Raw genomic sequence first — 22,918 nt, forward strand, 5'->3', positions numbered from 1 at the left:
AACTTTGATGTGTTGTCACACATATCCGAAAGATCAACATCTTTGTCGAGCTTGATCTAACTGACTTTATTGCAAAATTAAATTGCGGAATTTTAATAAACTAGCTGATGTATAAAGGTAGTCATTCATGCTGAAGTGGTTTGAAAAACTTGTCGATCCTTATCCAACCAAAGGTCTGGATGAGCCCTTACCAACACGCTTTTTCCCATTTGTTTGGCAAGCTACTGAAGGCGTACGTCCATACTTACTGCTTCTTGTTATCTGTACAGCGGGTGCAGCTACATTTGAAGCATTACTCTTTTCAAAAATTGGACAACTTGTAGATTGGTTAAGTAAAAGTCAACCTGAAAGTTTTTTAAGCCAACATGCTTCAAATATCCTTATTTTAATAAGTGTCTTATTTGCTAATATTTTATTTGTTAATATTCAATCCATTATAAAACATCAGATTTTATATAGCACTTTTCCAATGCGCTTACGTTGGCGCTTTCACAATCTTTTATTAAAACAAAGCCTAGATTTTTTCCATAATGATTTTGCAGGTCGCCTTTCAGCAAAGGTTATGCAAACAGCTTTAGCCATTCGCGAATTCTGGATTATTCTGGGCGATATGTTGGCTTACGTCAGCATTTACTTTATTACTGTTAGTATTGTTCTTGGTGCAATTTCACCGACTTTACTTATTCCACTTATGGTTTGGTTAGGCTTATTTTTATTAAGTGCTTGGTTCTTTATTCCGCGTTTAAGCAAAGTGTCACAACAACAAGCCGATGCACGTGCCGTAATGACTGGCCGCGTAACTGATGCCTATACAAATATTCAAACAGTTAAACTATTTGCCCATGCAGGCCGTGAAAGCCAATACGCAAAAGCCTCAATGAAAGAGTTTATGACAACAGTCTATGCGCAAATGCGTTTAGGTACTCTTTTTGAAGTTAGTATTAATATGCTTTCTGCTGTTTTATTTGTAGGCGTGATTGGTACCGCAGTTTGGTTATGGACTCAAGGCTTAGCAGCTTTAGGTGTCATTGCTGCAACCACAGCCATGATTTTAAAACTTAATAGTATGGCTGAGTTTATGATGTGGCATATGTCAGCATTATTTGAAAATGTTGGAACCATTCAAGATGGTATGCAAACACTCGGCAAAAAAATCAATATTCAAGACAAACCAGAAGCAAAACCACTTGCAGTAAAACAAGGTGAAATCGTATTTAAAGATGTCACTTTTGCCTACAACAATAAAAATGTTATCGATCACTTTAATCTACATATTAAAGCAGGTGAAAAGATCGGTATTGTTGGGCGCTCAGGTGCAGGTAAGTCTACTCTCATCCAATTACTTTTACACTTCTATCATCTTAAAGAAGGTGCAATTTTAATTGATGGACAAAATATTGAAGATGTTACACAAGATAGTTTGAGAGCGAATATTGCTTTAGTTACTCAAGACACATCCCTATTACATCGCTCAGTTGCCGAGAACATTAAATATGGTCGTCCAGATGCAACTGATCACGATATGCAAAGTGCGGTTCATAAAGCTAAAGCAGCCGAGTTTATTCCCCAGCTTGTAGACCTAAAAGGTCGTTCTGGTTATGAAGCGCAAGTTGGTGAACGTGGTGTCAAACTCTCAGGCGGTCAAAGACAACGTATCGCTATTGCACGTGTTTTCCTAAAAGATGCACCAATTTTAATATTAGATGAAGCAACAAGTGCACTAGATTCTGAAGTTGAAGCAGCCATTCAGTCTAGTTTAAATGACCTTATGGTTGATAAAACGGTTATTGCAATTGCTCACCGTTTGTCTACCATTGCTCAAATGGACCGTTTAATTGTTCTTGATGAAGGTAAAATTGCAGAACAAGGTACGCATGAAGAATTAATTGCCAAAAATGGTATATACGCACAATTATGGAAACGTCAAACTGGTGGCTTTCTTATTGAGCAAAAAGTAGTACAGGGTCAAGATTAATGCTTTATTTAGAAGATTTAAAAGTTGGTGATCGTTTTATTAGTCGTGAATATGAAATTACACTAGATGAAATTAAACAGTTTGCAAGCCAGTATGACCCCCAACCTTTTCATACAAATGAAGAGCTAGCTAAAGAAGACCCTATCTTTAAAGGTATTGCCGCTAGTGGGTGGCATACTTCTGCAATTACGATGCGTTTATGGACAGAGTGTATGCCAATTCATGGCGGACTGGTGGGTTCAGAGTCTAGTCTGCGGTGGCCACGTCCAACACGACCAGGTGATCGTATTCATGTTGAAGCTGAAATTTCCGCCATTACACCATCCAAAACAAAATTGGATCGTGGTATTGTAAGTTACGTTACACAAGCCTTAAATCAACATGGGGATGTTTTACTTATTTCGACGACAAAAATCGTTGTCTTTAAAAAGAATGTTTAATGAATCGTTGATATGATTGTCTAACAGTTTTTATAAACTCAAATTATATTTCATGACAAGATGTGTAAGAAATGCACGTAGAGAATTGATGAGAGCAACGGAACGCATATGAAAATTACCTCAGCTCGTCAAGATCAAGGTATTCCAGGAGTCTATGGCTTATTGCTTTTAGATGTTGTTTCACGTTGGGGATACAACGATGAGACTTTATTTGCTCCTTTTCATCTTACTAGTGAGCAATTGGCCGACCCTGAGTATCGTATTTCAACACCTGTAGCAAATGAACTGGTTAAACACGCCTTAAATCTCACTGGTGAAAGTACATTGAGTTATCATATTGGCACCCAAATGCGCATTTCGATTCATGGATTTATTGGTTACGCAATAATGACAGCAAAGGATATTACAGAAGCGATTGCTCTTGCTGCTCGTTTTATCCAGTTACGCTTACCCTTTCTACAACTCTATTTTTCTACATTCGGCCCCAAAGCCACATTACAATTACAGTGTGATATTGAGTTAGAACCACTTCGTACCGAAATTGTTTTAGGCTTAACTATTGGCATCATGACAATGGCAAAAGCAATGACAGGTATCGAAGATTTAGCAGGTGATGTTGATTTAGACTTTCCTGAGCCAGCAGGCTTTGATAAATATAAAAATAAATTAAGCAGCACTATTCGCTTTAATCAACCTCATTTAATTTCTAGTTTTGATAAAAAATATTTAGGTCTTAAATTAATTAATTCAGACCCAATCGCCAGTCAAATCGCCATTAATCAATGTGAAGCGGAACTATCAGCTTTAGGCGAACGTCGCCGTTTGGCAATGCGTGTCCGTGATATTCTAAGTAATTCTGAACAACATTACTTAAGCATAGAAAATGTAGCAGAATACTTACACATGTCAGATCGTACTTTAAAACGACAGTTGGCTGCTGAAGGAACATCATTTTCAACATTAGTAGATGAAGTCAGATATCGTCATGCGACTTCACTACTTTCACGTACAGATTATAGTCTTGAACAAATTGCGGATGAACTTGGTTACTCCGATGTCGCAAATTTCAGCCGTGCTTTTAAACGCTGGAGTGGCCGTAGTCCAAGCAACTGGCGCAAAGACCCCTATTTATAATGTTATTAAAATATTGGACACAAGCTTAAGGAGTTGTCATGAACCACCCTTCAGAATTGAAGTATGCACGTACACATGAGTGGGTAAAAATTGAAGGTGATCTTGTTATTACAGGGATTACTGACCATGCACAAGATGAACTTGGAGACTTGGTCTATGTTGAGACTCCTGAAATTGGCAGCAAAGTAACAGCTGGAGAACAAGCTGGAGTAGTTGAATCAGTTAAGACTGCTTCTGATATCCACGCTCCTGTTTCTGGTACTGTAGTGGAAGTAAATACAGACCTTGAAGATGATCCAGATTTTGTAAATGAAGATCCATACGGGAAAGGCTGGATTTATAAAATCAAGCCAGACAACATGGCAGATGTTGAAAAACTTTTAACAAATGCTGAATATGAAGCAGGCTTATAAAAGATAGTCTCGCTTTCACTATTTAATAAAAACCAGTTTACTTTTAAACTGGTTTTTTTATATATGTATAAATCAGCTCTAAAAACTGGATGAATAGGATCACTGACATGACAAGACTTGTTGTATTTTCTGGTGCAGGCATGAGTGCAGAAAGTGGAATTAGTACTTTTCGTGACAGTAATGGCCTATGGGAAAATTATGATATACAACAAGTTGCCACTCCAGAAGCTTGGAATAAAGACGCTGCCTTAGTCCAGCGGTTTTATAACGAACGCCGTAAAAATATTTTAGAAGCTCAGCCAAATGAAGCTCATCAGTACATTGCCAAACTACAAGATCATTTCGATGTACAAGTTATTACTCAAAATATTGATGATTTACATGAGCGCGCTGGTAGCCACAATGTCTTGCATCTACATGGCAATATTCGACTAGCAAAAAGCTCGGGACCAGATGCACAATATACAACTGAATTTTATGAAATTAATGGTTGGAAGTTAGACTTAGAACATGACTTTTGCCCCAATGGCTATCCACTTCGTCCTCATGTAGTTTGGTTTGGTGAAGCAGTTCCCGCATTTGAAGAAGCCATAAAGCAAGTACAGAAAGCAGATATTTTCATTGTTATTGGTTCAACCTTAAGTGTTTATCCTGTTGCTGCTTTAGTTCATGAAATTCCAAATTACACTGAAGCCTACTATATAGATCCCCAAGCAGATCATTCTCGTGTTCCATCTAAATATAAACTATTAAATATGACAGCCACAGAAGGTATGAAAGAGCTATTTCATCAGTTGACGAGCTAATATTTCTTTCATTTTTATTGCAGATTTCACCTCTAAAATTGTCTTTTCACATGAAATTGATGCAAAAACACTCAACTCATGTCAATTTTTTTCTTGAGTCATATATTGTCATTGCTAATTTTGTAACCAAACATGCTGATCTATTTTCTAAATTTACTATTTTTATAATTTTCTAAAGAATAAATGAATTATTTAACTCATATAAACCATTGATTAAAATAAATTTAATTTAAAGTGTAACCACTTTTACATTGCTTTACATAAAAATACACAAAATACATCACAAAGATAACAGAGCAAAAAAATTCTTTTGTGGTTGAATCTCAACCTCTTGAAATGCCGTACAAGAAAACAGCGACCTGGATTAGGTTACAATCACGGATTATGGATATAAGGACACACATCCATTATGAGTTATTTTGATCCCACCCTCATCATGTTTATGGTGTACATCGTAGCAATGGTACTTATTGGCTTATTCGCCTACCGTGCTACAAGCGACTTCTCTGATTATATTCTTGGTGGTCGTAGTTTAGGCAGTTTTGTTACTGCATTATCCGCAGGCGCATCAGACATGAGTGGTTGGTTACTCATGGGCTTACCAGGAGCAATTTATCTTTCTGGTTTATCTGAAGCGTGGATTGCAATTGGTCTAATTATCGGTGCTTGGCTTAACTGGTTACTGGTTGCTGGTCGATTACGCGTTCATACTGAAATCCAAAATAATGCACTCACTCTGCCCGACTATTTTACAAGTCGATTTGATGACAAGAAAAAGATTCTTCGTATTTTCTCTGCCGTTATTATCTTGGTTTTCTTCGCAATTTACTGTGCCTCAGGTATGGTAGCTGGCGCTCGTTTATTTGAAAATTTATTTGGTATGTCATATACGACCGCAATCTGGTTAAGTGCTATTGCAACAATCAGTTATGTTTGTATTGGTGGATTCTTAGCAATTAGCTGGACTGATACTTTCCAAGCTGGCTTAATGATTTTTGCCCTTTTGCTCACCCCAATCGTAACTTACCTTGCAATTGGCGACACAACTCAGTTTGTAACGCTTATTGAAACTGCTCGCCCACATGCATTTAACATCGTTTCAGATTTAAGTGTGGTAGCCGTTTTATCTTCAATGGCATGGGGTTTAGGCTATTTTGGCCAACCGCACATTCTTGTACGTTTCATGGCTGCTGACTCTGTAAAATCAATTCCTGCTGCTCGCCGTATTGGTATGACTTGGATGATTTTATGTTTAGTTGGTGCTGTTGGTGCTGGTTTCTTCGGTATTGCATATTTCCAGCAACACCCTGAACTTGCAGCAGTTGTAAGCAAAAACCCTGAAACTGTATTTATGGAATTGACTAAAATTTTATTCAATCCATGGATTGTGGGTATCATTCTAGCTGCTATCTTGGCTGCTGTTATGAGTACATTAAGCTGTCAGCTTTTAGTATGTTCAAGTGCGCTAACTGAAGATTTATACAAAGGTTTCATCCGTAAAAACGCATCTCAAAAAGAACTTGTATGGGTTGGCCGTATCATGGTTCTTGCAATTGCAGTTCTTGCAATTGTGCTTGCAGGTAATCCTGACAGTAAAGTTCTTGGTCTTGTTGCTTACGCATGGGCTGGCTTTGGCGCTGCATTTGGTCCACTCATCATCTTGTCATTGTTCTGGAAACGTATGACTTTAGAAGGTGCTTTAGCGGGCATGATCGTAGGTGCTGTTGTTGTGATTGGTTGGAAAAATCTTTTCGCAGGCACTGGGGTTTACGAGATTATTCCTGGCTTTATCTGTGCGTTTATCAGCATCATTGTAGTGAGCTTAATTTCAAAAGCGCCAAACTCTGATGTGACTGATCGTTTTGAACAAGGCGACAAACTCTACAAAGAAAGTGTATAAAAATGAATAAAATAAAAAGGGGCTTCGGCCCCTTTTTATTTATTTTTCGTTTTGATTTTAATTTTTGAAGTATCTTTTACAACTTGCATCACAGGGTAGCTACGGGTTTCTTTCACACCAGGTAATTGCCATAGTACCTGCCCAGCAATACGTCTAAACTCCTCCATACTGCCACTTCGTAATTTAATTAAAAAATCAAATCCGCCACTGACCATATGACATTCAACGATTTCTGGATAATGCACAACTGCATCAATAAACTCGTCTAAAACGTTAGGTGTTGTTTTATCAAGTAAGACCTCTACAAACACCAAAAAATTTGCATTCAGTTTGATTGGATTCAATTTGGCTTCATACCCTAAGATGAATTCATCTTTTGTTAACTTCTGCACTCGAGCCATAACAGCGGTTGGAGATAAATTTACCATTTCGGCCAATTTGCTATTAGAAATTCGCCCATCTGTTTGAAGAATATCCAAAATTTTTAAATCAGTGCGATCAAGGCTTAATATTGGGCCATTCATCTGAATTTTCCTCTAAAAAATAGGCTAAATATAGTGAGTTATTCGGTGTTTCTTCTGTAATCATAAATTATCTAAACCTCTCTACTCAAGATGAGTTTATGAGAGTTGGTTGTCGGAAATAGATATGAACACAATGGATACTTTTCATCAAATGGATAAATCTCACCAAGGCTATATCACCGAATTCAACGATAAAAGTGAGTTTGAACAGCGCATTAATACAGCTTGGCGACGTGCCGAACCTGAAGCTGTAGAAGAGTTATTACAAGCTGCTGCGGTATCTGATGATTTAGATCATAAAATTTATGACCTTGCATTTAACCTTGCCCATAATTTACGTGAACGTAAAACCTCTTCTGGAAAAGCAGGTATTGTTCAAGGGTTATTACAAGAGTTCTCTCTGTCTTCTCAAGAAGGCGTGGCTTTAATGTGCCTTGCCGAAGCTTTGCTTCGTATTCCAGACTCTGCAACACGTGATTTACTGATTCGAGATAAAATCAATCAAGGTAACTGGAAAGAACATGTTGGCCAAAGCAGCTTAATGTTTGTAAATGCTGCTGCATGGGGTCTCATGCTAACCGGTAAGCTTATGGAAACACCAAAGCAAACCAGTCTTTCCAGCGTACTTACTGGCCTTTTAGCACGCAGTGGACGCGGCATTATTCGTAAAGCTGTTGACGTTGCGATGCGTATGATGGGTGAACAGTTTGTAACTGGGGAAACCATTGAAGAAGCTGTAGACCATGCAAAAGTACTTGAAGATAAAGGCTTCCGCTATTCTTATGACATGTTAGGCGAAGCTGCCTTAACCGAACATGATGCTGAACGCTACTTCAACGATTATACGCAAGCTATCCATGCAATTGGTAAAGCGTCGAATGGTAAAGGTGTTTATGATGGCCCGGGTATTTCAATTAAGCTTTCTGCCTTACACCCTCGTTATCAACGTGCGCAAATTGAACGTGTTCATCACGAACTTTATGGCAAAGTATTTGAACTCGCTCGTTTAGCCAAACACTACAACATTGGTTTAAATATCGATGCTGAAGAATCAGAGCGTTTAGAAATTTCGCTTGAGTTACTCGAACGTCTTTGTTTCGAGCCAGAACTAGCGAACTGGAAAGGCATTGGATTCGTTATTCAAGCTTACCAAAAGCGCTGTTTCTTTGTAGTTGATTATATTATTGACCTTGCTAAACGCAGCCAAAAACGCCTCATGATTCGTCTTGTAAAAGGTGCATATTGGGATAGCGAAATCAAGAAAGCACAAATCGAAGGTATGGATGACTACCCTGTCTTCACACGTAAAGTACATACAGATTTATCTTACATTGCTTGTGCTAAAAAATTACTTGCAGCGCCAGAATATATCTATCCGCAATTTGCGACTCACAATGCTCAAACGCTAGCAACAATTTATCATTTGGCTGACCCAAGCAAATATTATGCTGGTCAATATGAGTTCCAATGCTTACATGGCATGGGTGAACCACTTTATGAACAAGTTGTTGGTCCACGCGAGCGAAATAAATTAGGCGTGCCATGCCGTATTTATGCTCCAGTTGGTAACCATGAAACTTTGTTAGCTTATCTGGTTCGTCGTTTACTTGAAAATGGTGCAAATACTTCATTTGTTAACCGTATTGCCGATAAAACACTTAAAGTTGAAGACCTCATTCAGTCTCCAATTTACGATATACGCAATACTGCTAAACTTGAGGGTTCAATTGGTTTAAAACACCCATCAATTCCTCTTCCTTTAGATATGTACGGCACACTCCGTAAAAACTCTAAAGGATATGACTTGGCAAACGACACGCCGCTTGAAGCTTTAGATAGCACAGCTCGACAACTTCGTAACCGTGTTTGGCAAAGCCATCCATTACTAGGAAATAACGCTTCATCAGAACAAGGCCATTCCGTTGCAATTACAAACCCAGCACAAAATGATGAAATTGTTGGATATGTACAAGAAGCTGATCTGAATGATGTAGAAATTGCATTGAATGCAGCTGAACAAATACAAATTGAATGGGCAAATACACCCAAAGATCAACGCGCACAATATTTAAAACGTGCAGCTGACCTTATGGAAAGCCGTATTCAAGAGTTAATGGTATTACTTTGCCGTGAAAGTGGTAAAACTTATGCCAATGCAATTGCAGAAGTTCGTGAAGCTGTAGATTTTTTACGTTACTACGCAACTCAAGTTGAGAATCTTCCTTCAAATACAACGATTCAGCCGCTTGGTACAGTACTTTGCATTAGTCCATGGAACTTCCCTCTTGCAATTTTCTCTGGTCAAATTGCTGCAGCATTAGTCAGTGGTAACTGTGTTATTGCAAAACCTGCTGAACAAACACCATTAATCGCGGCTCAAGCAGTACAAATTTTATGGGAAGCTGGTATTCCACATGGTGCTGTACAGTTATTACCTGGCCGTGGTGAAACAGTAGGTGCTCAGCTTAGCCAAGATCGACGCATTGATGGCATCATGTTTACTGGCTCAACTGAAGTTGCAAAAATTTTGCAGAAAACGGTTGCAAAACGTTTGGCTGCTAATGGTCAATCTATTCCTCTCATTGCAGAGACTGGTGGTCAGAATGCAATGATTGTGGACTCATCTGCTTTAACGGAACAAGTTGTACTTGATGTTGTAAGTTCTGCATTTGATAGCGCAGGTCAACGTTGCTCTGCTTTGCGTATTTTATGTGTACAAGAAGATAGTGCTGCAACCGTTATTAAAATGCTTAAAGGTGCAATGCAACAGTTAATTGTTGGTAACCCTGCTATTTTAAAAACGGATATTGGCCCTGTTATTGATGAAGAAGCAAAACAGACAATTGATCAACATATCCAAAAAATGAAGTCTAAGGGCTATCCAGTACATCAACTGATGTTTGGTGCAACTAACCAAAATGAATTGAGCAAAGGAACTTTTGTTGTCCCGACAGCAATTGAGCTACCTAACCTCGATGACTTACAACGCGAAGTTTTTGGTCCTGTTTTACATATCATTACCTATAAGTATGGTGAGCTTGAACAACTTATCTCACGTATTAATGCCAAAGGTTATGGTTTAACAATGGGTCTGCATACTCGTATTGATGAAACCATCCAAACCGTTATTCAACATGCTGAAGTTGGTAACCTTTATATCAACCGTAATATTGTTGGTGCTGTTGTTGGTGTTCAACCATTTGGTGGTGAAGGTTTATCTGGTACAGGTCCGAAAGCTGGTGGTCCGCTTTATATGTATCGCTTAATGCAAAATTGTTCAAATAAAGTATTGGCAACACCATTTGCTATGAAAAATGAACAAACTGCATATGAAGGCTTTAACCGAGAGGTTTATCAGAGCTTACAAAACTGGGCGAAACAGCATTTACCTCAAGCAAATCGTGATATTGAACCATTTGGTGTAGGCAAGTTTTATGAGTTACAAGGCCCTACTGGGGAAAGTAACCAATATATTATTTTGCCGCGTCACCGTGTGCTTTCAATTGCTGACACTGAAGAAAATCAATTACATCAATTGCTCGCAATTTTTGCAGTGGGTAGCCAAGCTGCTGTAATGCCAAATAGTCCATTGTTGGTAAAACATAAACAAACGTTGCCAAAAGATGTACTTGATGCAATTACTACAGTTAAAAACATTACGTCAGATAATTTTGATGCTGTTTTACATCATGGCAATCGTGAAGAGGTTCTTTCATTACAGCAAGAAATTGCTAGCCGCTCAGGCGCAATTGTTGGCATTACACATGTTGAATCAAATGAATCGATTCCACTTGAACGTTTAGTAATTGAACGTGCAATTAGTGTGAATACAGCCGCTGCTGGTGGTAATGCAAGCTTAATGACTATGTCTGACTAACGCCTAATTTATTTAAAAAGCCCAAATCTCAGTATTTGGGCTTTTTTATTTAATGAAGTAATCTATTTTTAAATATATAAATTTTATAGATTAGAGAGTTTCGTAGTGATCTTTTTAGAATCAGAGCAATATCAACAAAAATGTATTCAACTTTTTAATTCATATAAAAAAGATATTTCCACACTTCTCCCATTTGCCAAAGTTGAGCATATAGGTTCTTCTGCAATACCTCATGCAATTTCCAAAGGTGATCTAGATATTTATATCGAAGTTATGCCTGAGCAATTTGGATTCGCAATAAACCAGTTAAAAACACTTAATTTTATAGAGAAACAAAATACGCTTAGAACACAAGAGCTTTGCATGCTCGAATCACTGAACAACGATGATGTTGCATTTCAAGTTGTAGTAGCCAATTCAGTATTTACGTTTTTCTTAACATTTAGAAATAAGCTTATAGACTCACCAAAGCTCGTGAATGCATATAATCAACTAAAATTAGAGTGTAGTCATTTAGACCATGATCAATATAGAAAAGTAAAATCAGATTTTATTCAAAATGTCTTAAATCATCTCTAATTTAAGTACCCTATTTGTTTATGAATATCTGAGTAAAATTGGCTCCTGCAAGCGCGTTTTTTTTGGTACCATTCACTATTTGATTCTGTTTAAATTTTCTTTGTCTATGACCACTTCTTATCGTCAACAACTTCAAGCTAAAATTGATCGCATTACTACTCAATTTTCTGAATTTACACCGCCTAAATTAGAAGTGTTTGAATCACCTGAACAACATTTCCGTATGCGTGCTGAGTTTCGGATCTGGCATACAGAAAATGATATGTTTTATGCCATGTTTGAACGTAACGATGAAGACAAGCAAAAAACAGTTGTTCGCATAGACGAGTTTCCTATTGCTGATAAAAGCATTAATGATTTAATGCCGAAACTTTTGGAAGAACTTAAAGCAGAAGATAAGCTTTCTAACCGTATATTTGAAGTGGATTTCCTCGCAACACTAAGTGGGCAAATGCTAGTTACTCTAATTTATCACCGTAAATTAGATCAGGAATGGGAACAAGCAGCTAAAGCACTTGCTGAAAAACTAAATATTAAAATTATGGGCCGTAGCCGTGGCCAAAAAATTGTGATTGGCGACGACTTTGTTGTAGAAGAATTTGAACTTTTAAATCGCACATTCAAATATAAACAAATTGAAAGTAGCTTTACCCAACCTAATGCTCAAGTTTGCAAAAAAATGCTGCAATGGGCATGTGATGCAGCGGAAGGTTCGAAAAAACATTTATTAGAACTTTATTGTGGTAATGGTAACTTTACCCTTCCGTTATCACTAAAATTCGAACGCGTACTTGCTACAGAACTTGCTAAATCATCAGTCTATGCCGCTCAATGGAATATTGAACAAAACCAGATCGATAATATTCAGGTAGCTCGTCTATCGGCTGAAGAGTTTACTCAAGCATATCAAGGTGAGCGTGAGTTCCGCCGTCTACAAGAAGCAAATATTGATATTCAGAGCTATGACTTTGACACGGTATTCGTAGACCCTCCGCGTGCCGGAATTGATGATGAAACTTTAAAACTTTTACAAGGTTTTGAGCGTATCATCTACATTTCATGTAATCCTGACACTTTATATGAAAACTTAAAAACACTTACAAAAACTCATCAAGTGACTAAGTTTGCTTTGTTCGATCAGTTTCCTTATACACATCATGTCGAGTCAGGTGTATTACTTGAGAAGATTTAAACAAAATCTTTCAATGTAACCAAATTTTATAAGGAGATTAAATATCTCCTTATTTTTCAATGCATTTCATATAAACACTTAAATTTTTAAAAAATATCAAGTCATCTATTCGTCATAATTTCGTTTAACTCAACCATTACTATCGAAAATTCTTGAGTTCAACTGGTGGATTTATCACATATAGAGTCTTGTATTTTAATTTAAATTGGCTATATTTCGAGCTATGTTAGGTTGTATATGAAGGCTCTATGAGTTTTTGGCAAAAGCTGTTCTTAGCAGATCAACAGCATAACGAGCATAAGAATCAAACTGCTTGTGTTGAAAATGACTGCTCATGTAAAACTAATGAACAACTTCTAAGTGCGCTTGCACAAGCAACAGATGAAGATGTCATTATGGGAATAAAAAAAGTTCTTATTTCCCGTGGGTATAGCCGAAAAGAGTTAAATGAACTCATTCAAAAACCATCTATTCATTAATAATAAAGCCAGTCTTGTACTGGCTTTTTTGCATTTCATTTGACTGTACAATTTTTGCGACTAACCACACCAATAATTGGCCCCATATAAAATTTTCTATCATTACGATTATTTTTTTTCAAATAAAGACTAGATATAGAACCATCAAGATAAAGAGCTTGTTCTACTTTTAAATTCTTTTGGAAAAATTCAGCGAAATTATAAAAATTCACTCTATTTTTAGAAATTACAAAATAAAGCTTATTATTTTTTATACCCACCCCATTTCGTATTTTCTTTGAATCGCTATTTGCTAGAAACAAGGGATTTAGTTTTCCATTAATCACCAACATTGGACCAGATTGTGTCGCATAATCCGGTTGAAAAGCCTTTGCTTCATATTGTTCAGTTGTCCATATAACAGCTTGTCTTTTATTCCATGCAAAAACTCCGTTAGGCTGTAAGAAGAAGTTCCCCCACCCTTTATCCTGATTTAAAGGTTGGATCTCTTGCCCTTCTTCGATATATAGGCCTACAGGTGAAAAGCCTGAATGAAACATCCCTCCGTTCATTGCAAAAGTAAGTTGTTCACATGACTTGAGCTGGTACTGAATATTATCGAAACTTTTATAATATTCATTCGTTTGTGGCTTCTTCAGAAATAGACGTAATTGATTTAAATTAGAAATTTCAATAACTTCAAATTGATCATCCGTATCATTTTCAATTTGTCGATGCTCTAATGCTAAAGCAGACTGCACAAAGACAAAAAAGTTCATAATACACAGTATTACTATTTTCATTAACGATGAATCTCACAAGTCATTTTATGTTTATAAAATACACTTTATTAAATTAAAAAAGGTTTCATAAGATGTATATCCGAAAGTCGCTTATTCCACCTAATCAATACACTAGGACACAATCATATTCGCTATAATGCTCAAAGCTTTTAATAAAAGTGATTAAAACTTTATCGGATCAGCGTGAATATGCAACAAACAAATAAACGCTACCCTTTAGGGGCCCATCTTATTGTAAAACATCTCGGCTATAGCCATCATGGTATTTACGCTGGGAGAGGTCGAGTTATTCATTATTCAGGCCTAGCACATTTTATAAAAAAGCGTCCTATTGAAATCACTTCAATAGATGCCTTTTCTCACGGCAAAAAAATTCATGTACGTTCTTATGATGCTCCACGCTACAAAGGTAAAGTTGTTGTGCGACGTATGCGCTCACGCATGCACGAAAATCATTATCATTTGATTATTAATAATTGCGAACATTTATGTAGCTGGGCAATTACAGGTATAGAAAGTAGTACTCAAGTTGAACGCATGATGCATCGCCTAACCACTATCGGTTATGTAAGTTCGATCATGAGTTATATGAATGGCATGATGCTGACGGTAGCAACGACCTGCTTTGCTCTTGTTCTCTATATTAAAAAGAAATTACGTGATCAGGCAAAAATGAAAGTCCCGACATATCAATTTTTAAGAGAAAAAGCAGAGAAAAGAAAAATTGATCCTGCTCAACCTTTAGTTTTTATAGAATCAGATAAAAAAGAACCCATCTAATTAAAAAAAAAGTCCTCACAATTGAGGACTTTTTAGAAAACTCACAACTTATTTTTTAGCTGCAGTTGCTTCAGTCGTAATGTTTACAGTGATCTTATCACCTACGTTTGGCACATAGCTACCTAGACCAAATTCAGAACGATTGAATGAAGTTGTCGCGTTGAAACCGATCGCTGGAACTTTTGCCATTGGATGTTCGCCCTGTTTATTTAAAACAGCATCAAGCACAACTGGCTTAGTTACGCCTTTAACAGTTAAGTCACCAGTAATTTTGAAATGCTTTTTGTCTTTAGTTTCTACTTTCGTACTTTTGAAAGTAATGTTTGGATATTTAGCTGCGTTAAACCAAGCTTCTTGTTGGAATTCTTTATCTAAAGCAGGTACGTTTGTATTTACGCTGCTTAAAGGGATTGTAACATCTACAGAAGAATTTGCTGGTTTAGCATTATCAACTTTGATTACACCTTGGATGTCTGAGAAGTTAGCGCTTGGTGTTGAAAAACCAAAGTGATTCCATGAAAAAACAGTAGCTGTGTGCGTTGGATCAATTTTATAGTCCACTGGAGCAGCCAAAGTAACTGTACTTGCCAATGCTACTGCTAAACCGAAGCTTAATGTTTTAAGATGCATTTTCGTATCCTTTATTGATATAGTCGTTAGTGTATACATCAAGTAATTTAATTCACTATTCTTTATAAAACGATATGTTTCATCCATGCAACAATAAAAGCGTTACAGTTGTTATTCAAAACCCATATTATAAAGTATAGATATTTTTCTATCCGAAACCTTCAGATTTATTGGTTTTTACTTCGATTTTATTGATAAATAACAAGGTAAAACATGGTTAACACTGTTCAAGCACAAAGCACTTCTACTCCTTACCGAGTAACACTTACCGATCCGTCTGGTCATCAATGGTTTGGAGATGAACCAACTGATAAAGGTGGACAAGACACAGCTCCAAATCCAGTTCAGCTTTTACTATCGGCTTTAGGTGCTTGTACCACCATTACTTTAGAAATGTATGCAAGTCACAAAGGGATTAAGCTTGAGCATGTGCAAGTCGATTTAGCCTTAAATCCAAATGGTGATCCAGAAGCAGGCACAAATAACATTGAGCGTAAAATCACACTTAAGGGTGATTTCACCGAAGACCAACATAAACGACTACTAAAAGTTGCTGAAAGCTGCCCCATTCATAAGTTATTGACTTCGAATATTTCGATTCAAACCGAGCTTAATATTTAAAATTTATAAAAAAAGCGCCCTAATCAGAGCGCTTTTTTATACTATTTAATAGATTAAGCAGTCAATTCTTTAACCGCAGCTACTACAGCTTCAGTTGTAATACCAAAGAATTGGAACAAGTCTTTTGCTGGTGCTGACTCACCATAAGTTGACATACCAATTACTTTGCCATCAAGACCAACAAATTTCCACCAGTAGTCAACATGAGCTGCTTCAACTGCAACACGTGCACGGATATGAGCTGGTAATACAGCTTCACGATATGCAGCGTCTTGTTTCATAAACTCTTCTGCACATGGCATAGAAACTACACGCACACCGTCAAGTTGAGCATAAGCTTCCATTGCTAAAGAAATTTCAGAACCAGTCGCAATAATAATTGCTTTCAGCTCACCTTTTTCTTGAGCAAGAACATAACCACCTTTTGCTGCATTCTGAATTTGCTCTTCATTACGCGTTTGGAATGGCAAGTTTTGACGAGAGAAAATAAGTGCTGTAGGGCCATCTTTACGCTCTAAAGCAGATTTCCATGCAATTGCTGTTTCAACAGTATCGGCAGGACGCCAAGTATTTAGGTTTGGTGTACCACGTAAAGAAGCAATTTGTTCAATTGGTTGGTGTGTAGGACCATCTTCACCTAAACCAATTGAGTCATGTGTATAAACATGAATTACACGTTGTTTCATCAATGCAGACATACGCACTGCGTTACGTGCATATTCCATAAACATTAAGAATGTTGCCACGTAAGGAATGAAACCGCCATGTAATGCAACACCATTTGCAATTGCAGTCATACCGAACTCACGTACACCATAGTACACGTAGTTACCCGCTGGGTTTTCTTGAATACCTTGGCAACCTTTCCAAAGTGTTAAGTTAGAACCAGCCAAGTCCGCTGAACCACCTAACAATTCAGGTAATAAAGGACCAAATGCTTGTAATGTATTTTGGCTTGCTTTACGAGTTGCTACAGTCTCAGCTTTAGCATTTGTTTCACGAATAAAGGCATCTGCTTGAGCTGAAAACTCTGCTGGTAAATCACCGCTAATACGACGAAGTAACTCAGCTGCTTCTGTTGGATATTTTGCTTGGTATTGAGCAAATACTTCATTCCAAGCTGCTTCAACTTCATTACCTTTTGCTTTAGCATCCCATGCAGCATATACATCAGCAGGAATAACAAATGCTTCTTCTGTCCAGCCTAAAGCTTCACGGGTTAAGGTAATTTCATCTTTACCTAATGGTGCACCGTGACAATCTTCTTTACCTTGCTTGTTTGGAGAACCTAAACCAATAATTGTTTTACAAATAATGATCGTTGGTTTTTGAGTTTCTGCTTTAGCTTGAACTGTTGCTTGACGAATAGCATCAGCATCATGGCCATCTACACGAAGAACTTGCCAGCCGTACGCTTTGAAACGTTCTTCAGTGTCATCACTGAACCAACCTTCTACTTCACCATCAATCGAAATGCCATTGTCATCATAATAAGCAATCAACTTACCAAGCTGTAAAGTACCTGCCAATGAACATACTTCGTGAGAAATACCTTCCATTAAACAGCCGTCACCCAAGAAACAATAAGTGAAGTGATCAACTACTTTTAAATCATCTTTATTGAACTGAGCAGCTAAAGTTTTCTCAGCTAATGCAAAACCAACAGCGTTTGCAATACCTTGACCTAAAGGACCAGTAGTTGTTTCGATACCTGGCGCATAACCATATTCAGGGTGACCAGGAGTTTTTGAGTGTAATTGACGGAATTGTTTTAAATCTTCAATTGAAAGATCATAACCTGTTAAATGAAGCAAAGCATATTGCAACATTGAACCATGGCCATTTGACAAAACAAAACGGTCACGGTTTGCCCATTGTGGATTAGTTGGGTTGTGATTTAAAAACTCGCGCCAGACGACATCAGCAATATCTGCCATCCCCATTGGAGCACCTGGATGCCCTGAGTTTGCCTGTTGCACAGCATCCATTGCCAATACACGAATTGCGTTTGCAATACGACGTTCGTTTAAAGGGGTCGTCATAGATCAGAATCCAATTTTAATAGATTGATGAAAAGAAGAAGATGAATAACCATTCAGTGCCGCTATATTGTCTTAAAAAAACGCCTATGGGTAAACCCCAACACTGTATATTTCTTTATTTTTAACCGTTTCTTGGTTACTCAAAAAACATTTAGATTCTTAAGTTGCATAAAACAATGCATTTTATAGTTCCCCTTTAATCAACAATTGTAGACGTTTGATGACTATAAAGAGCATATAAAGATGAATTTGCGTATGCTATTTATACTTTTCCACTTCACAGTGCAAATTTTATTGATTAATATTTCGCAAAATCAAATGTTTAAAATTTAAACGACTATAAGCAACTCGTGTTTAAAAACAATTAATTTTCAACCTACTATATCAATTTTGCTGATACACTTATCAATTAAAACATAGTAGAAATGAAATAAATTCATGCTTTTTAGTCAGTATGAACTAGTCCTCAAGCTCAAGTCGATGTAACATATTATGTCTTTTTGAAATAACCAAGATAGGACTTTCATGCGCGAGTACGCTGTTTTTACCTCGGAATCTGTAAGCGAAGGTCATCCCGATAAAATGGCCGACCAAATTAGCGACGCTATTTTGGATGCAATCTTAAAAGAAGACCCATACGCACGTGTTGCTTGTGAAACACTGGTAAAAACAGGCGCTGTTGTACTTGCAGGTGAAATCACAACTACTGCGAATATTGATGTAGAAGCTGTTGTTCGCCAAACTGTTAACGGTATCGGCTATCACCACTCAGATTTAGGCTTTGATGGTTCAACTTGTGCAGTGATCAATATGATTGGTAAACAATCACCAGAGATTGCTCAAGGTGTAGACCGTCAAAAACCTGAAGATCAAGGTGCCGGTGACCAAGGTTTAATGTTTGGTTACGCAAGTCGTGAAACTGACGTGCTTATGCCAGCTCCTATTTCTTATGCACATCGCTTAATGGAACGCCAAGCTGAACTTCGTCGTTCAGGCGCACTACCATGGTTACGTCCAGATGCAAAAAGTCAGGTTACTTTCGCATATGAAAATGGCAAACCTGTACGTTTAGATGCAGTAGTACTTTCTACTCAACATGACCCTGAAATTACTCAAGCTCAGCTTAAAGAAGCTGTAATTGAAGAAATTATCAAGCCAATTATTCCTGCTGAAATGTTCCATGCAGCCACTAAATTCCACATTAACCCGACTGGTATGTTCGTTATTGGTGGTCCTGTAGGTGACTGTGGTTTAACAGGTCGTAAAATCATCGTTGATACTTACGGTGGTATGGCTCGTCACGGCGGTGGTGCCTTCTCTGGTAAAGATCCATCTAAAGTAGACCGTTCAGCTGCATATGCTGGCCGTTATGTAGCTAAAAATATTGTTGCTGCTGGTCTTGCTGACAAATGTGAAATTCAGGTGAGTTATGCAATTGGTGTTGCAGAACCAACTTCTATTTCAATCAACACTTTTGGGACTGCAAAAGTTTCTGATGAGTTAATTATCCAATTAGTACGTGAACATTTTGATTTACGTCCGTTTGGTATTACTCGTATGCTTAACTTGATTCAGCCAATGTATAAACAAACAGCTGCTTATGGCCATTTTGGTCGTGAAGGTTCAGATTCTGCATTTACATGGGAAAAAACTGACAAAGTTGAAGTACTTAAAGATGCTGCGGGCCTATAAGCCTCATATGTTAAAAGCCCGCTTAATGCGGGCTTTTTTATTATTTTTATATGCTGTTAAAATTAAACAATAAGCTTTTCGATACACTTTGTTTAAAGGTATTTAGCAACAACTTAAGTCATACTACTGTTTAGTGGTCTTATCACCTTCATTTAGCACGTCCAACAAAGTCGACTGCGTAGGTGTATCTTGATGATTTTGAATATAAATATGAACAACTTTAAATACAACAACCACAGCCAGACATGCCATCACACAGAACATCCATAACCCATAAGGGCTTCGAATATGGTGTGAACCACAATATGGACATGATTTGTCAGTTGATGCCACGACTTTGTCACAACATGCACAATGATATTGATATAGCATAGGTAACCCTCCTTCCCTCACTTCAACCGTTGTTGTTTTAATAGGTTTGCTACAATTTTTACTTTATACATCCTTTATATTTATCCTATGTGAAATGAAAAGAGAATTCAATCTGAATGAACAATGCGTTCATTTTAAAAATATTTAATTTATACAATGAGATAAATTAAATATTATTTTTTATGTACTATTTTTCTTATTTTGATATTTTGCTGAATTTGCTAAAATGCATAAATAATTTATTTTCTAGGCCAGTCTATGTCACACACACAGCTCATTAATAAAGGTGGCTTTCGTGAAAGAGCCAATAGAAGCCGAAAATATCAACAATCTGAAAACAAGCAGACAGCCCTACTTTCAAACAAATATCAACCGCAGACGAAGTTGGAAGAAAATCCAACTGCAATAGCTCAAGCTGGAACAGATAATATTGATTCTTCAAATTCATAGTCGATAGAATATAAAAAAGGCCTAATCGGTTAAGATTTAGGCCTTTTATCTTTTATATAAGGAATTAATTAATCCTTATTTTTATGTTCAATTTTCTTATGGTCTGGAGTAACTTCTCGTGCTTCACCATCAATAATGCTTGAATCTCCACGGTATGGGCTACCACCTTGTGGGTTCTGCATATCCTGCATTTGACGCATTAAATCAGCAAATGGATTTTGACCACCACCTGCACCGCCCATGCCACCCATCATTTTTTCCATCATGGCTTGCTGACGCTTCGCAAGTGTTCTCATTGCGATATTACGGAACGCAGTTTGCACGCCCGGAATTAGAATTAGAAGCGCTAAAACATCTGATACCAAGCCAGGCACCATCAATAAAAAACCTGCAAAAGCATATGCTAGTTTTTTAGTCACGGTCGGATCGCTACCTAATTGTCCAGTCATCTGCATTTGTTGTAATTGCGGCATAATACCAGCCGTACTCTTACGAATAAGCGTTAGACCAATAAAGAAGGCAATGATGAACCAGAAAAACACATACCATCCACTTATGAAATGTGCTACGCCAATCCATACGGCAATTTCAAGAATCGCGCCAAGAACCACAATAAGAAGTAAATTCATGTAAAACTTTATCTATCTCAAAAAGAAAATTCATTGCAGATTTCACCATCTAACCTATGAACCCTTTTCAATTGAAAAAAGTTGAATAGGTAGTAAAGCTTAGACAATATTTTCTTGTAACTTAACTAAAATCGTCGCTAAGCCCAAACTCTGCAATACTATCAATAAGACTGATTTCAAATTAATAAAATAGCCATACTTCATTATTAATGAGTGCTATAAAAACTTTATCAAGTGTTTTTTCTACAAGATTGCAATTTTTTCTTAAATTAACCCCTTTTGTCAGGTTAAATGCTTAGTTTTATACGAAAAGAGATTACTTTATAAAAGTTTAGAAAAATTAAGTATTCTATATATCTACCATATGACTCATATCAATTATCTAAAAATTGATATGAGTCATTTTGTACCCAAGACTTTTATAATTTAGCCATCAATAGGTTCAAATGGGGTATTTAAAATTAACTGATAAAAAGCAGCGTCTAACCATTGTCCAAATTTAAAACCTACCTGTTTAAAAGTACCAGCATGTGTGAAGCCAAGTTTTTCATGGAGGCCTATACTCGCTTGATTTGTCGCATCAATACACCCAATCAGTACATGAAGCTGAGCTTCTTGAGCTCGCTGAATTAACACTTGCATTAATACTTTACTCAAACCAGCACCACGATGTTCATGATGTATATAGATACTATGTTCAACTGTATATTTATAAGCTGGAAAAGCTCTGAAAGTTCCCCAACTAGCAAATCCTAATAATTTACCTGATTCATCTACCACACCAATAATAGGAAAACCATTTTCTCTTTTTACAGAAAACCATGTTTTCATTGAATCAAGCGAACGCGGCACATAGTCATATAGTGCTGTTGAGTTAATAATTGCATCATTCAAAATCTCTAAAATAGCCACAGCATGTTCTGCTTCATTACAGTCAATTAAACGAAAACTAGAATCGAGGGAATAGTTCATAAAGATTCCTTAGGAGCAGACACGAGTTGATTAGAGACAACTAAAATATAACGTGCGACTTGTGATGAATTGTTGCTGTATATGACAGGTTGATCTAGTTGCATAGCCAAGCAATCGCCTTGGCCTAATGCATAAGAATTTTTTTCTAATTGAATATCAATTTGCCCTTCAACTACCCAAAGTTGCTGTTGTACCACTTTAGAGCTTTCACTAATTTCATAAGTGACTCGAGAATGAGGCGGGAACTCAATTTCAACAATCTGAAATGGTAGCTTCAAATTGGGGGGCGAAACGGTACGGCGAATATAGCCAGTTTCTGGATCTCGCCATTCAGCTTGTTCATTTCTGTGAATAACCGGTTGAGGAGATGGACTAGTTGTTTCATTGATAAAAATTTGGGTTAAAGGTACTTCAAGTCCATTTGCTAATTTTTCAAGCACAACTGCTGTAGGACTTGTTTCAGCTCTTTCAATTAAAGAAATAGCTGAACGACTGACTTGGCATCGAGTGGCAAGCATCTCTAATGTATATCCACGCGCTAAACGTAACTCTCGTATTCGATGTGCAATCCTGATATTGATATCATCCATCGAGTAAACTCAATTCCATATTTATAGATAAGTATTCCA

The 22,918-nt window shown here is 37.1% G+C and carries 22 protein-coding genes; 14 read left to right on the plus strand and 8 right to left on the minus strand.

The annotated features are described in order from the left end of the window. Positions 1-127: 127 nt before the first annotated feature. The 6 genes from ABFY81_RS02635 to putP all read left to right on the plus strand — a co-directional run bounded on the left by ABFY81_RS02635 (position 128) and on the right by putP (position 6,668). A complete protein-coding gene (locus ABFY81_RS02635; protein WP_039255223.1) occupies positions 128-1,975 on the plus strand; it encodes an ABC transporter ATP-binding protein in 1,848 nt (615 codons plus the stop codon). Further along, positions 1,975-2,415 carry a MaoC family dehydratase gene (locus ABFY81_RS02640; protein WP_019458972.1) on the plus strand — a complete coding sequence of 147 codons (441 nt, stop codon included), beginning with the start codon at positions 1,975-1,977 and terminating at the stop codon, positions 2,413-2,415. The genes ABFY81_RS02635 and ABFY81_RS02640 overlap by 1 nt, the downstream gene beginning before the upstream one ends. A 108-nt stretch (positions 2,416-2,523) precedes the next feature. After that, positions 2,524-3,549, plus strand: coding sequence for a helix-turn-helix domain-containing protein (locus ABFY81_RS02645; protein ID WP_347912966.1), 1,026 nt, complete (start codon positions 2,524-2,526; stop codon positions 3,547-3,549). Positions 3,550-3,587: 38 nt separating this feature from the next. Then, on the plus strand, positions 3,588-3,962 hold the full coding sequence (gene gcvH, locus ABFY81_RS02650) for a glycine cleavage system protein GcvH (RefSeq protein WP_019458970.1): 375 nt from the start codon (positions 3,588-3,590) through the stop codon (positions 3,960-3,962). A gap of 98 nt (positions 3,963-4,060) precedes the next feature. Then, entirely contained in the window at positions 4,061-4,768 is a 708-nt protein-coding gene (locus ABFY81_RS02655; RefSeq protein WP_081400449.1) for an NAD-dependent deacylase, read from the plus strand. 409 nt (positions 4,769-5,177) lie between these two features. After that, a complete protein-coding gene (gene putP / locus ABFY81_RS02660; RefSeq protein WP_019458968.1) occupies positions 5,178-6,668 on the plus strand; it encodes a sodium/proline symporter PutP in 1,491 nt (496 codons plus the stop codon). Between the two features lie 35 nt (positions 6,669-6,703). On the opposite strand, the gene ABFY81_RS02665 is transcribed toward putP, so the two are convergent. Continuing rightward, entirely contained in the window at positions 6,704-7,192 is a 489-nt protein-coding gene (locus ABFY81_RS02665) for an Lrp/AsnC ligand binding domain-containing protein (protein WP_347912967.1), read from the minus strand. A gap of 124 nt (positions 7,193-7,316) precedes the next feature. On the opposite strand from ABFY81_RS02665, the gene putA reads away from it, so the two are divergent. The 4 genes from putA to ABFY81_RS02685 all read left to right on the plus strand — a co-directional run bounded on the left by putA (position 7,317) and on the right by ABFY81_RS02685 (position 13,319). Beyond that, on the plus strand, positions 7,317-11,069 hold the full coding sequence (gene putA / locus ABFY81_RS02670; RefSeq protein WP_347912968.1) for a trifunctional transcriptional regulator/proline dehydrogenase/L-glutamate gamma-semialdehyde dehydrogenase: 3,753 nt from the start codon (positions 7,317-7,319) through the stop codon (positions 11,067-11,069). Between the two features lie 105 nt (positions 11,070-11,174). Next, the gene (locus tag ABFY81_RS02675) at positions 11,175-11,648 is read left to right on the plus strand and encodes a GrpB family protein (protein ID WP_347912969.1); all 474 of its coding nucleotides are present in this window, start codon (positions 11,175-11,177) and stop codon (positions 11,646-11,648) included. 106 nt (positions 11,649-11,754) lie between these two features. Beyond that, positions 11,755-12,840, plus strand: coding sequence for a tRNA (uridine(54)-C5)-methyltransferase TrmA (trmA, locus tag ABFY81_RS02680; RefSeq protein ID WP_212511488.1), 1,086 nt, complete (start codon positions 11,755-11,757; stop codon positions 12,838-12,840). Between the two features lie 248 nt (positions 12,841-13,088). After that, on the plus strand, positions 13,089-13,319 hold the full coding sequence (locus ABFY81_RS02685; protein ID WP_002050077.1) for a hypothetical protein: 231 nt from the start codon (positions 13,089-13,091) through the stop codon (positions 13,317-13,319). A 35-nt stretch (positions 13,320-13,354) separates the two neighbouring features. On the opposite strand, the gene ABFY81_RS02690 is transcribed toward ABFY81_RS02685, so the two are convergent. Further along, positions 13,355-14,101, minus strand: a complete 747-nt coding sequence (locus ABFY81_RS02690; protein ID WP_100192690.1) for a phosphodiester glycosidase family protein — start codon at positions 14,099-14,101, stop codon at positions 13,355-13,357. 189 nt (positions 14,102-14,290) lie between these two features. Here ABFY81_RS02690 and ABFY81_RS02695 point away from each other — a divergent pair, with 189 nt between their 5' ends. Beyond that, positions 14,291-14,881 (plus strand): lecithin retinol acyltransferase family protein, encoded by a 591-nt coding sequence (locus ABFY81_RS02695; protein ID WP_039255209.1) that lies wholly within the window; start codon positions 14,291-14,293, stop codon positions 14,879-14,881. A gap of 48 nt (positions 14,882-14,929) precedes the next feature. On the opposite strand, the gene ABFY81_RS02700 is transcribed toward ABFY81_RS02695, so the two are convergent. After that, entirely contained in the window at positions 14,930-15,511 is a 582-nt protein-coding gene (locus tag ABFY81_RS02700) for a YceI family protein (protein ID WP_019458961.1), read from the minus strand. 213 nt (positions 15,512-15,724) lie between these two features. On the opposite strand from ABFY81_RS02700, the gene ABFY81_RS02705 reads away from it, so the two are divergent. Further along, positions 15,725-16,132, plus strand: coding sequence for an OsmC family protein (locus ABFY81_RS02705; protein WP_019458960.1), 408 nt, complete (start codon positions 15,725-15,727; stop codon positions 16,130-16,132). Positions 16,133-16,185: 53 nt separating this feature from the next. Here ABFY81_RS02705 and tkt read toward each other — a convergent pair whose 3' ends face one another. Further along, entirely contained in the window at positions 16,186-18,174 is a 1,989-nt protein-coding gene (gene tkt / locus ABFY81_RS02710) for a transketolase (RefSeq protein ID WP_049064786.1), read from the minus strand. A gap of 525 nt (positions 18,175-18,699) precedes the next feature. Here tkt and metK point away from each other — a divergent pair. After that, a complete protein-coding gene (gene metK, locus ABFY81_RS02715) occupies positions 18,700-19,866 on the plus strand; it encodes a methionine adenosyltransferase (protein WP_004702069.1) in 1,167 nt (388 codons plus the stop codon). Positions 19,867-19,989: 123 nt separating this feature from the next. Here metK and ABFY81_RS02720 read toward each other — a convergent pair whose 3' ends face one another. Beyond that, positions 19,990-20,238, minus strand: coding sequence for a hypothetical protein (locus tag ABFY81_RS02720; protein WP_004702072.1), 249 nt, complete (start codon positions 20,236-20,238; stop codon positions 19,990-19,992). A gap of 258 nt (positions 20,239-20,496) precedes the next feature. On the opposite strand from ABFY81_RS02720, the gene ABFY81_RS02725 reads away from it, so the two are divergent. Then, positions 20,497-20,688 carry a hypothetical protein gene (locus tag ABFY81_RS02725; RefSeq protein ID WP_198071166.1) on the plus strand — a complete coding sequence of 64 codons (192 nt, stop codon included), beginning with the start codon at positions 20,497-20,499 and terminating at the stop codon, positions 20,686-20,688. A 68-nt stretch (positions 20,689-20,756) separates the two neighbouring features. On the opposite strand, the gene ABFY81_RS02730 is transcribed toward ABFY81_RS02725, so the two are convergent. The 3 genes from ABFY81_RS02730 to ABFY81_RS02740 form a co-directional block, all read right to left on the minus strand. Then, positions 20,757-21,317 carry an FxsA family protein gene (locus ABFY81_RS02730; RefSeq protein WP_019458956.1) on the minus strand — a complete coding sequence of 187 codons (561 nt, stop codon included), beginning with the start codon at positions 21,315-21,317 and terminating at the stop codon, positions 20,757-20,759. A 426-nt stretch (positions 21,318-21,743) separates the two neighbouring features. Further along, on the minus strand, positions 21,744-22,289 hold the full coding sequence (locus ABFY81_RS02735) for a GNAT family N-acetyltransferase (protein ID WP_049064789.1): 546 nt from the start codon (positions 22,287-22,289) through the stop codon (positions 21,744-21,746). Further along, positions 22,286-22,879 carry an XRE family transcriptional regulator gene (locus ABFY81_RS02740; protein WP_347912970.1) on the minus strand — a complete coding sequence of 198 codons (594 nt, stop codon included), beginning with the start codon at positions 22,877-22,879 and terminating at the stop codon, positions 22,286-22,288. Before ABFY81_RS02740 ends, ABFY81_RS02735 begins: the two co-directional genes overlap by 4 nt. Positions 22,880-22,918 lie beyond the last annotated feature (39 nt).

Source organism: Acinetobacter sp. WA-87, assembly GCF_039938935.1.
GTDB lineage: Bacteria > Pseudomonadota > Gammaproteobacteria > Pseudomonadales > Moraxellaceae > Acinetobacter > Acinetobacter seifertii.

What these genes read in the sequence shown, in the direction of transcription:
- ABFY81_RS02635 (WP_039255223.1), top strand. Translation starts at nt 128, where the DNA reads ATGCTGAAGTGGTTTGAAAAACTTGTCGATCCTTATCCAACCAAAGGT.
- ABFY81_RS02640 (WP_019458972.1), top strand. Translation starts at nt 1,975, where the DNA reads ATGCTTTATTTAGAAGATTTAAAAGTTGGTGATCGTTTTATTAGTCGT.
- ABFY81_RS02645 (WP_347912966.1), top strand. Translation starts at nt 2,524, where the DNA reads ATGAAAATTACCTCAGCTCGTCAAGATCAAGGTATTCCAGGAGTCTAT.
- gcvH (WP_019458970.1), top strand. Translation starts at nt 3,588, where the DNA reads ATGAACCACCCTTCAGAATTGAAGTATGCACGTACACATGAGTGGGTA.
- putP (WP_019458968.1), top strand. Translation starts at nt 5,178, where the DNA reads ATGAGTTATTTTGATCCCACCCTCATCATGTTTATGGTGTACATCGTA.
- ABFY81_RS02665 (WP_347912967.1), bottom strand. Translation starts at nt 7,192, where the DNA reads ATGAATGGCCCAATATTAAGCCTTGATCGCACTGATTTAAAAATTTTG.
- putA (WP_347912968.1), top strand. Translation starts at nt 7,317, where the DNA reads ATGAACACAATGGATACTTTTCATCAAATGGATAAATCTCACCAAGGC.
- trmA (WP_212511488.1), top strand. Translation starts at nt 11,755, where the DNA reads ATGACCACTTCTTATCGTCAACAACTTCAAGCTAAAATTGATCGCATT.
- ABFY81_RS02685 (WP_002050077.1), top strand. Translation starts at nt 13,089, where the DNA reads ATGAGTTTTTGGCAAAAGCTGTTCTTAGCAGATCAACAGCATAACGAG.
- ABFY81_RS02690 (WP_100192690.1), bottom strand. Translation starts at nt 14,101, where the DNA reads ATGAAAATAGTAATACTGTGTATTATGAACTTTTTTGTCTTTGTGCAG.
- ABFY81_RS02695 (WP_039255209.1), top strand. Translation starts at nt 14,291, where the DNA reads ATGCAACAAACAAATAAACGCTACCCTTTAGGGGCCCATCTTATTGTA.
- ABFY81_RS02700 (WP_019458961.1), bottom strand. Translation starts at nt 15,511, where the DNA reads ATGCATCTTAAAACATTAAGCTTCGGTTTAGCAGTAGCATTGGCAAGT.
- ABFY81_RS02705 (WP_019458960.1), top strand. Translation starts at nt 15,725, where the DNA reads ATGGTTAACACTGTTCAAGCACAAAGCACTTCTACTCCTTACCGAGTA.
- tkt (WP_049064786.1), bottom strand. Translation starts at nt 18,174, where the DNA reads ATGACGACCCCTTTAAACGAACGTCGTATTGCAAACGCAATTCGTGTA.
- metK (WP_004702069.1), top strand. Translation starts at nt 18,700, where the DNA reads ATGCGCGAGTACGCTGTTTTTACCTCGGAATCTGTAAGCGAAGGTCAT.
- ABFY81_RS02720 (WP_004702072.1), bottom strand. Translation starts at nt 20,238, where the DNA reads ATGCTATATCAATATCATTGTGCATGTTGTGACAAAGTCGTGGCATCA.
- ABFY81_RS02725 (WP_198071166.1), top strand. Translation starts at nt 20,497, where the DNA reads ATGTCACACACACAGCTCATTAATAAAGGTGGCTTTCGTGAAAGAGCC.
- ABFY81_RS02730 (WP_019458956.1), bottom strand. Translation starts at nt 21,317, where the DNA reads ATGAATTTACTTCTTATTGTGGTTCTTGGCGCGATTCTTGAAATTGCC.
- ABFY81_RS02735 (WP_049064789.1), bottom strand. Translation starts at nt 22,289, where the DNA reads ATGAACTATTCCCTCGATTCTAGTTTTCGTTTAATTGACTGTAATGAA.
- ABFY81_RS02740 (WP_347912970.1), bottom strand. Translation starts at nt 22,879, where the DNA reads ATGGATGATATCAATATCAGGATTGCACATCGAATACGAGAGTTACGT.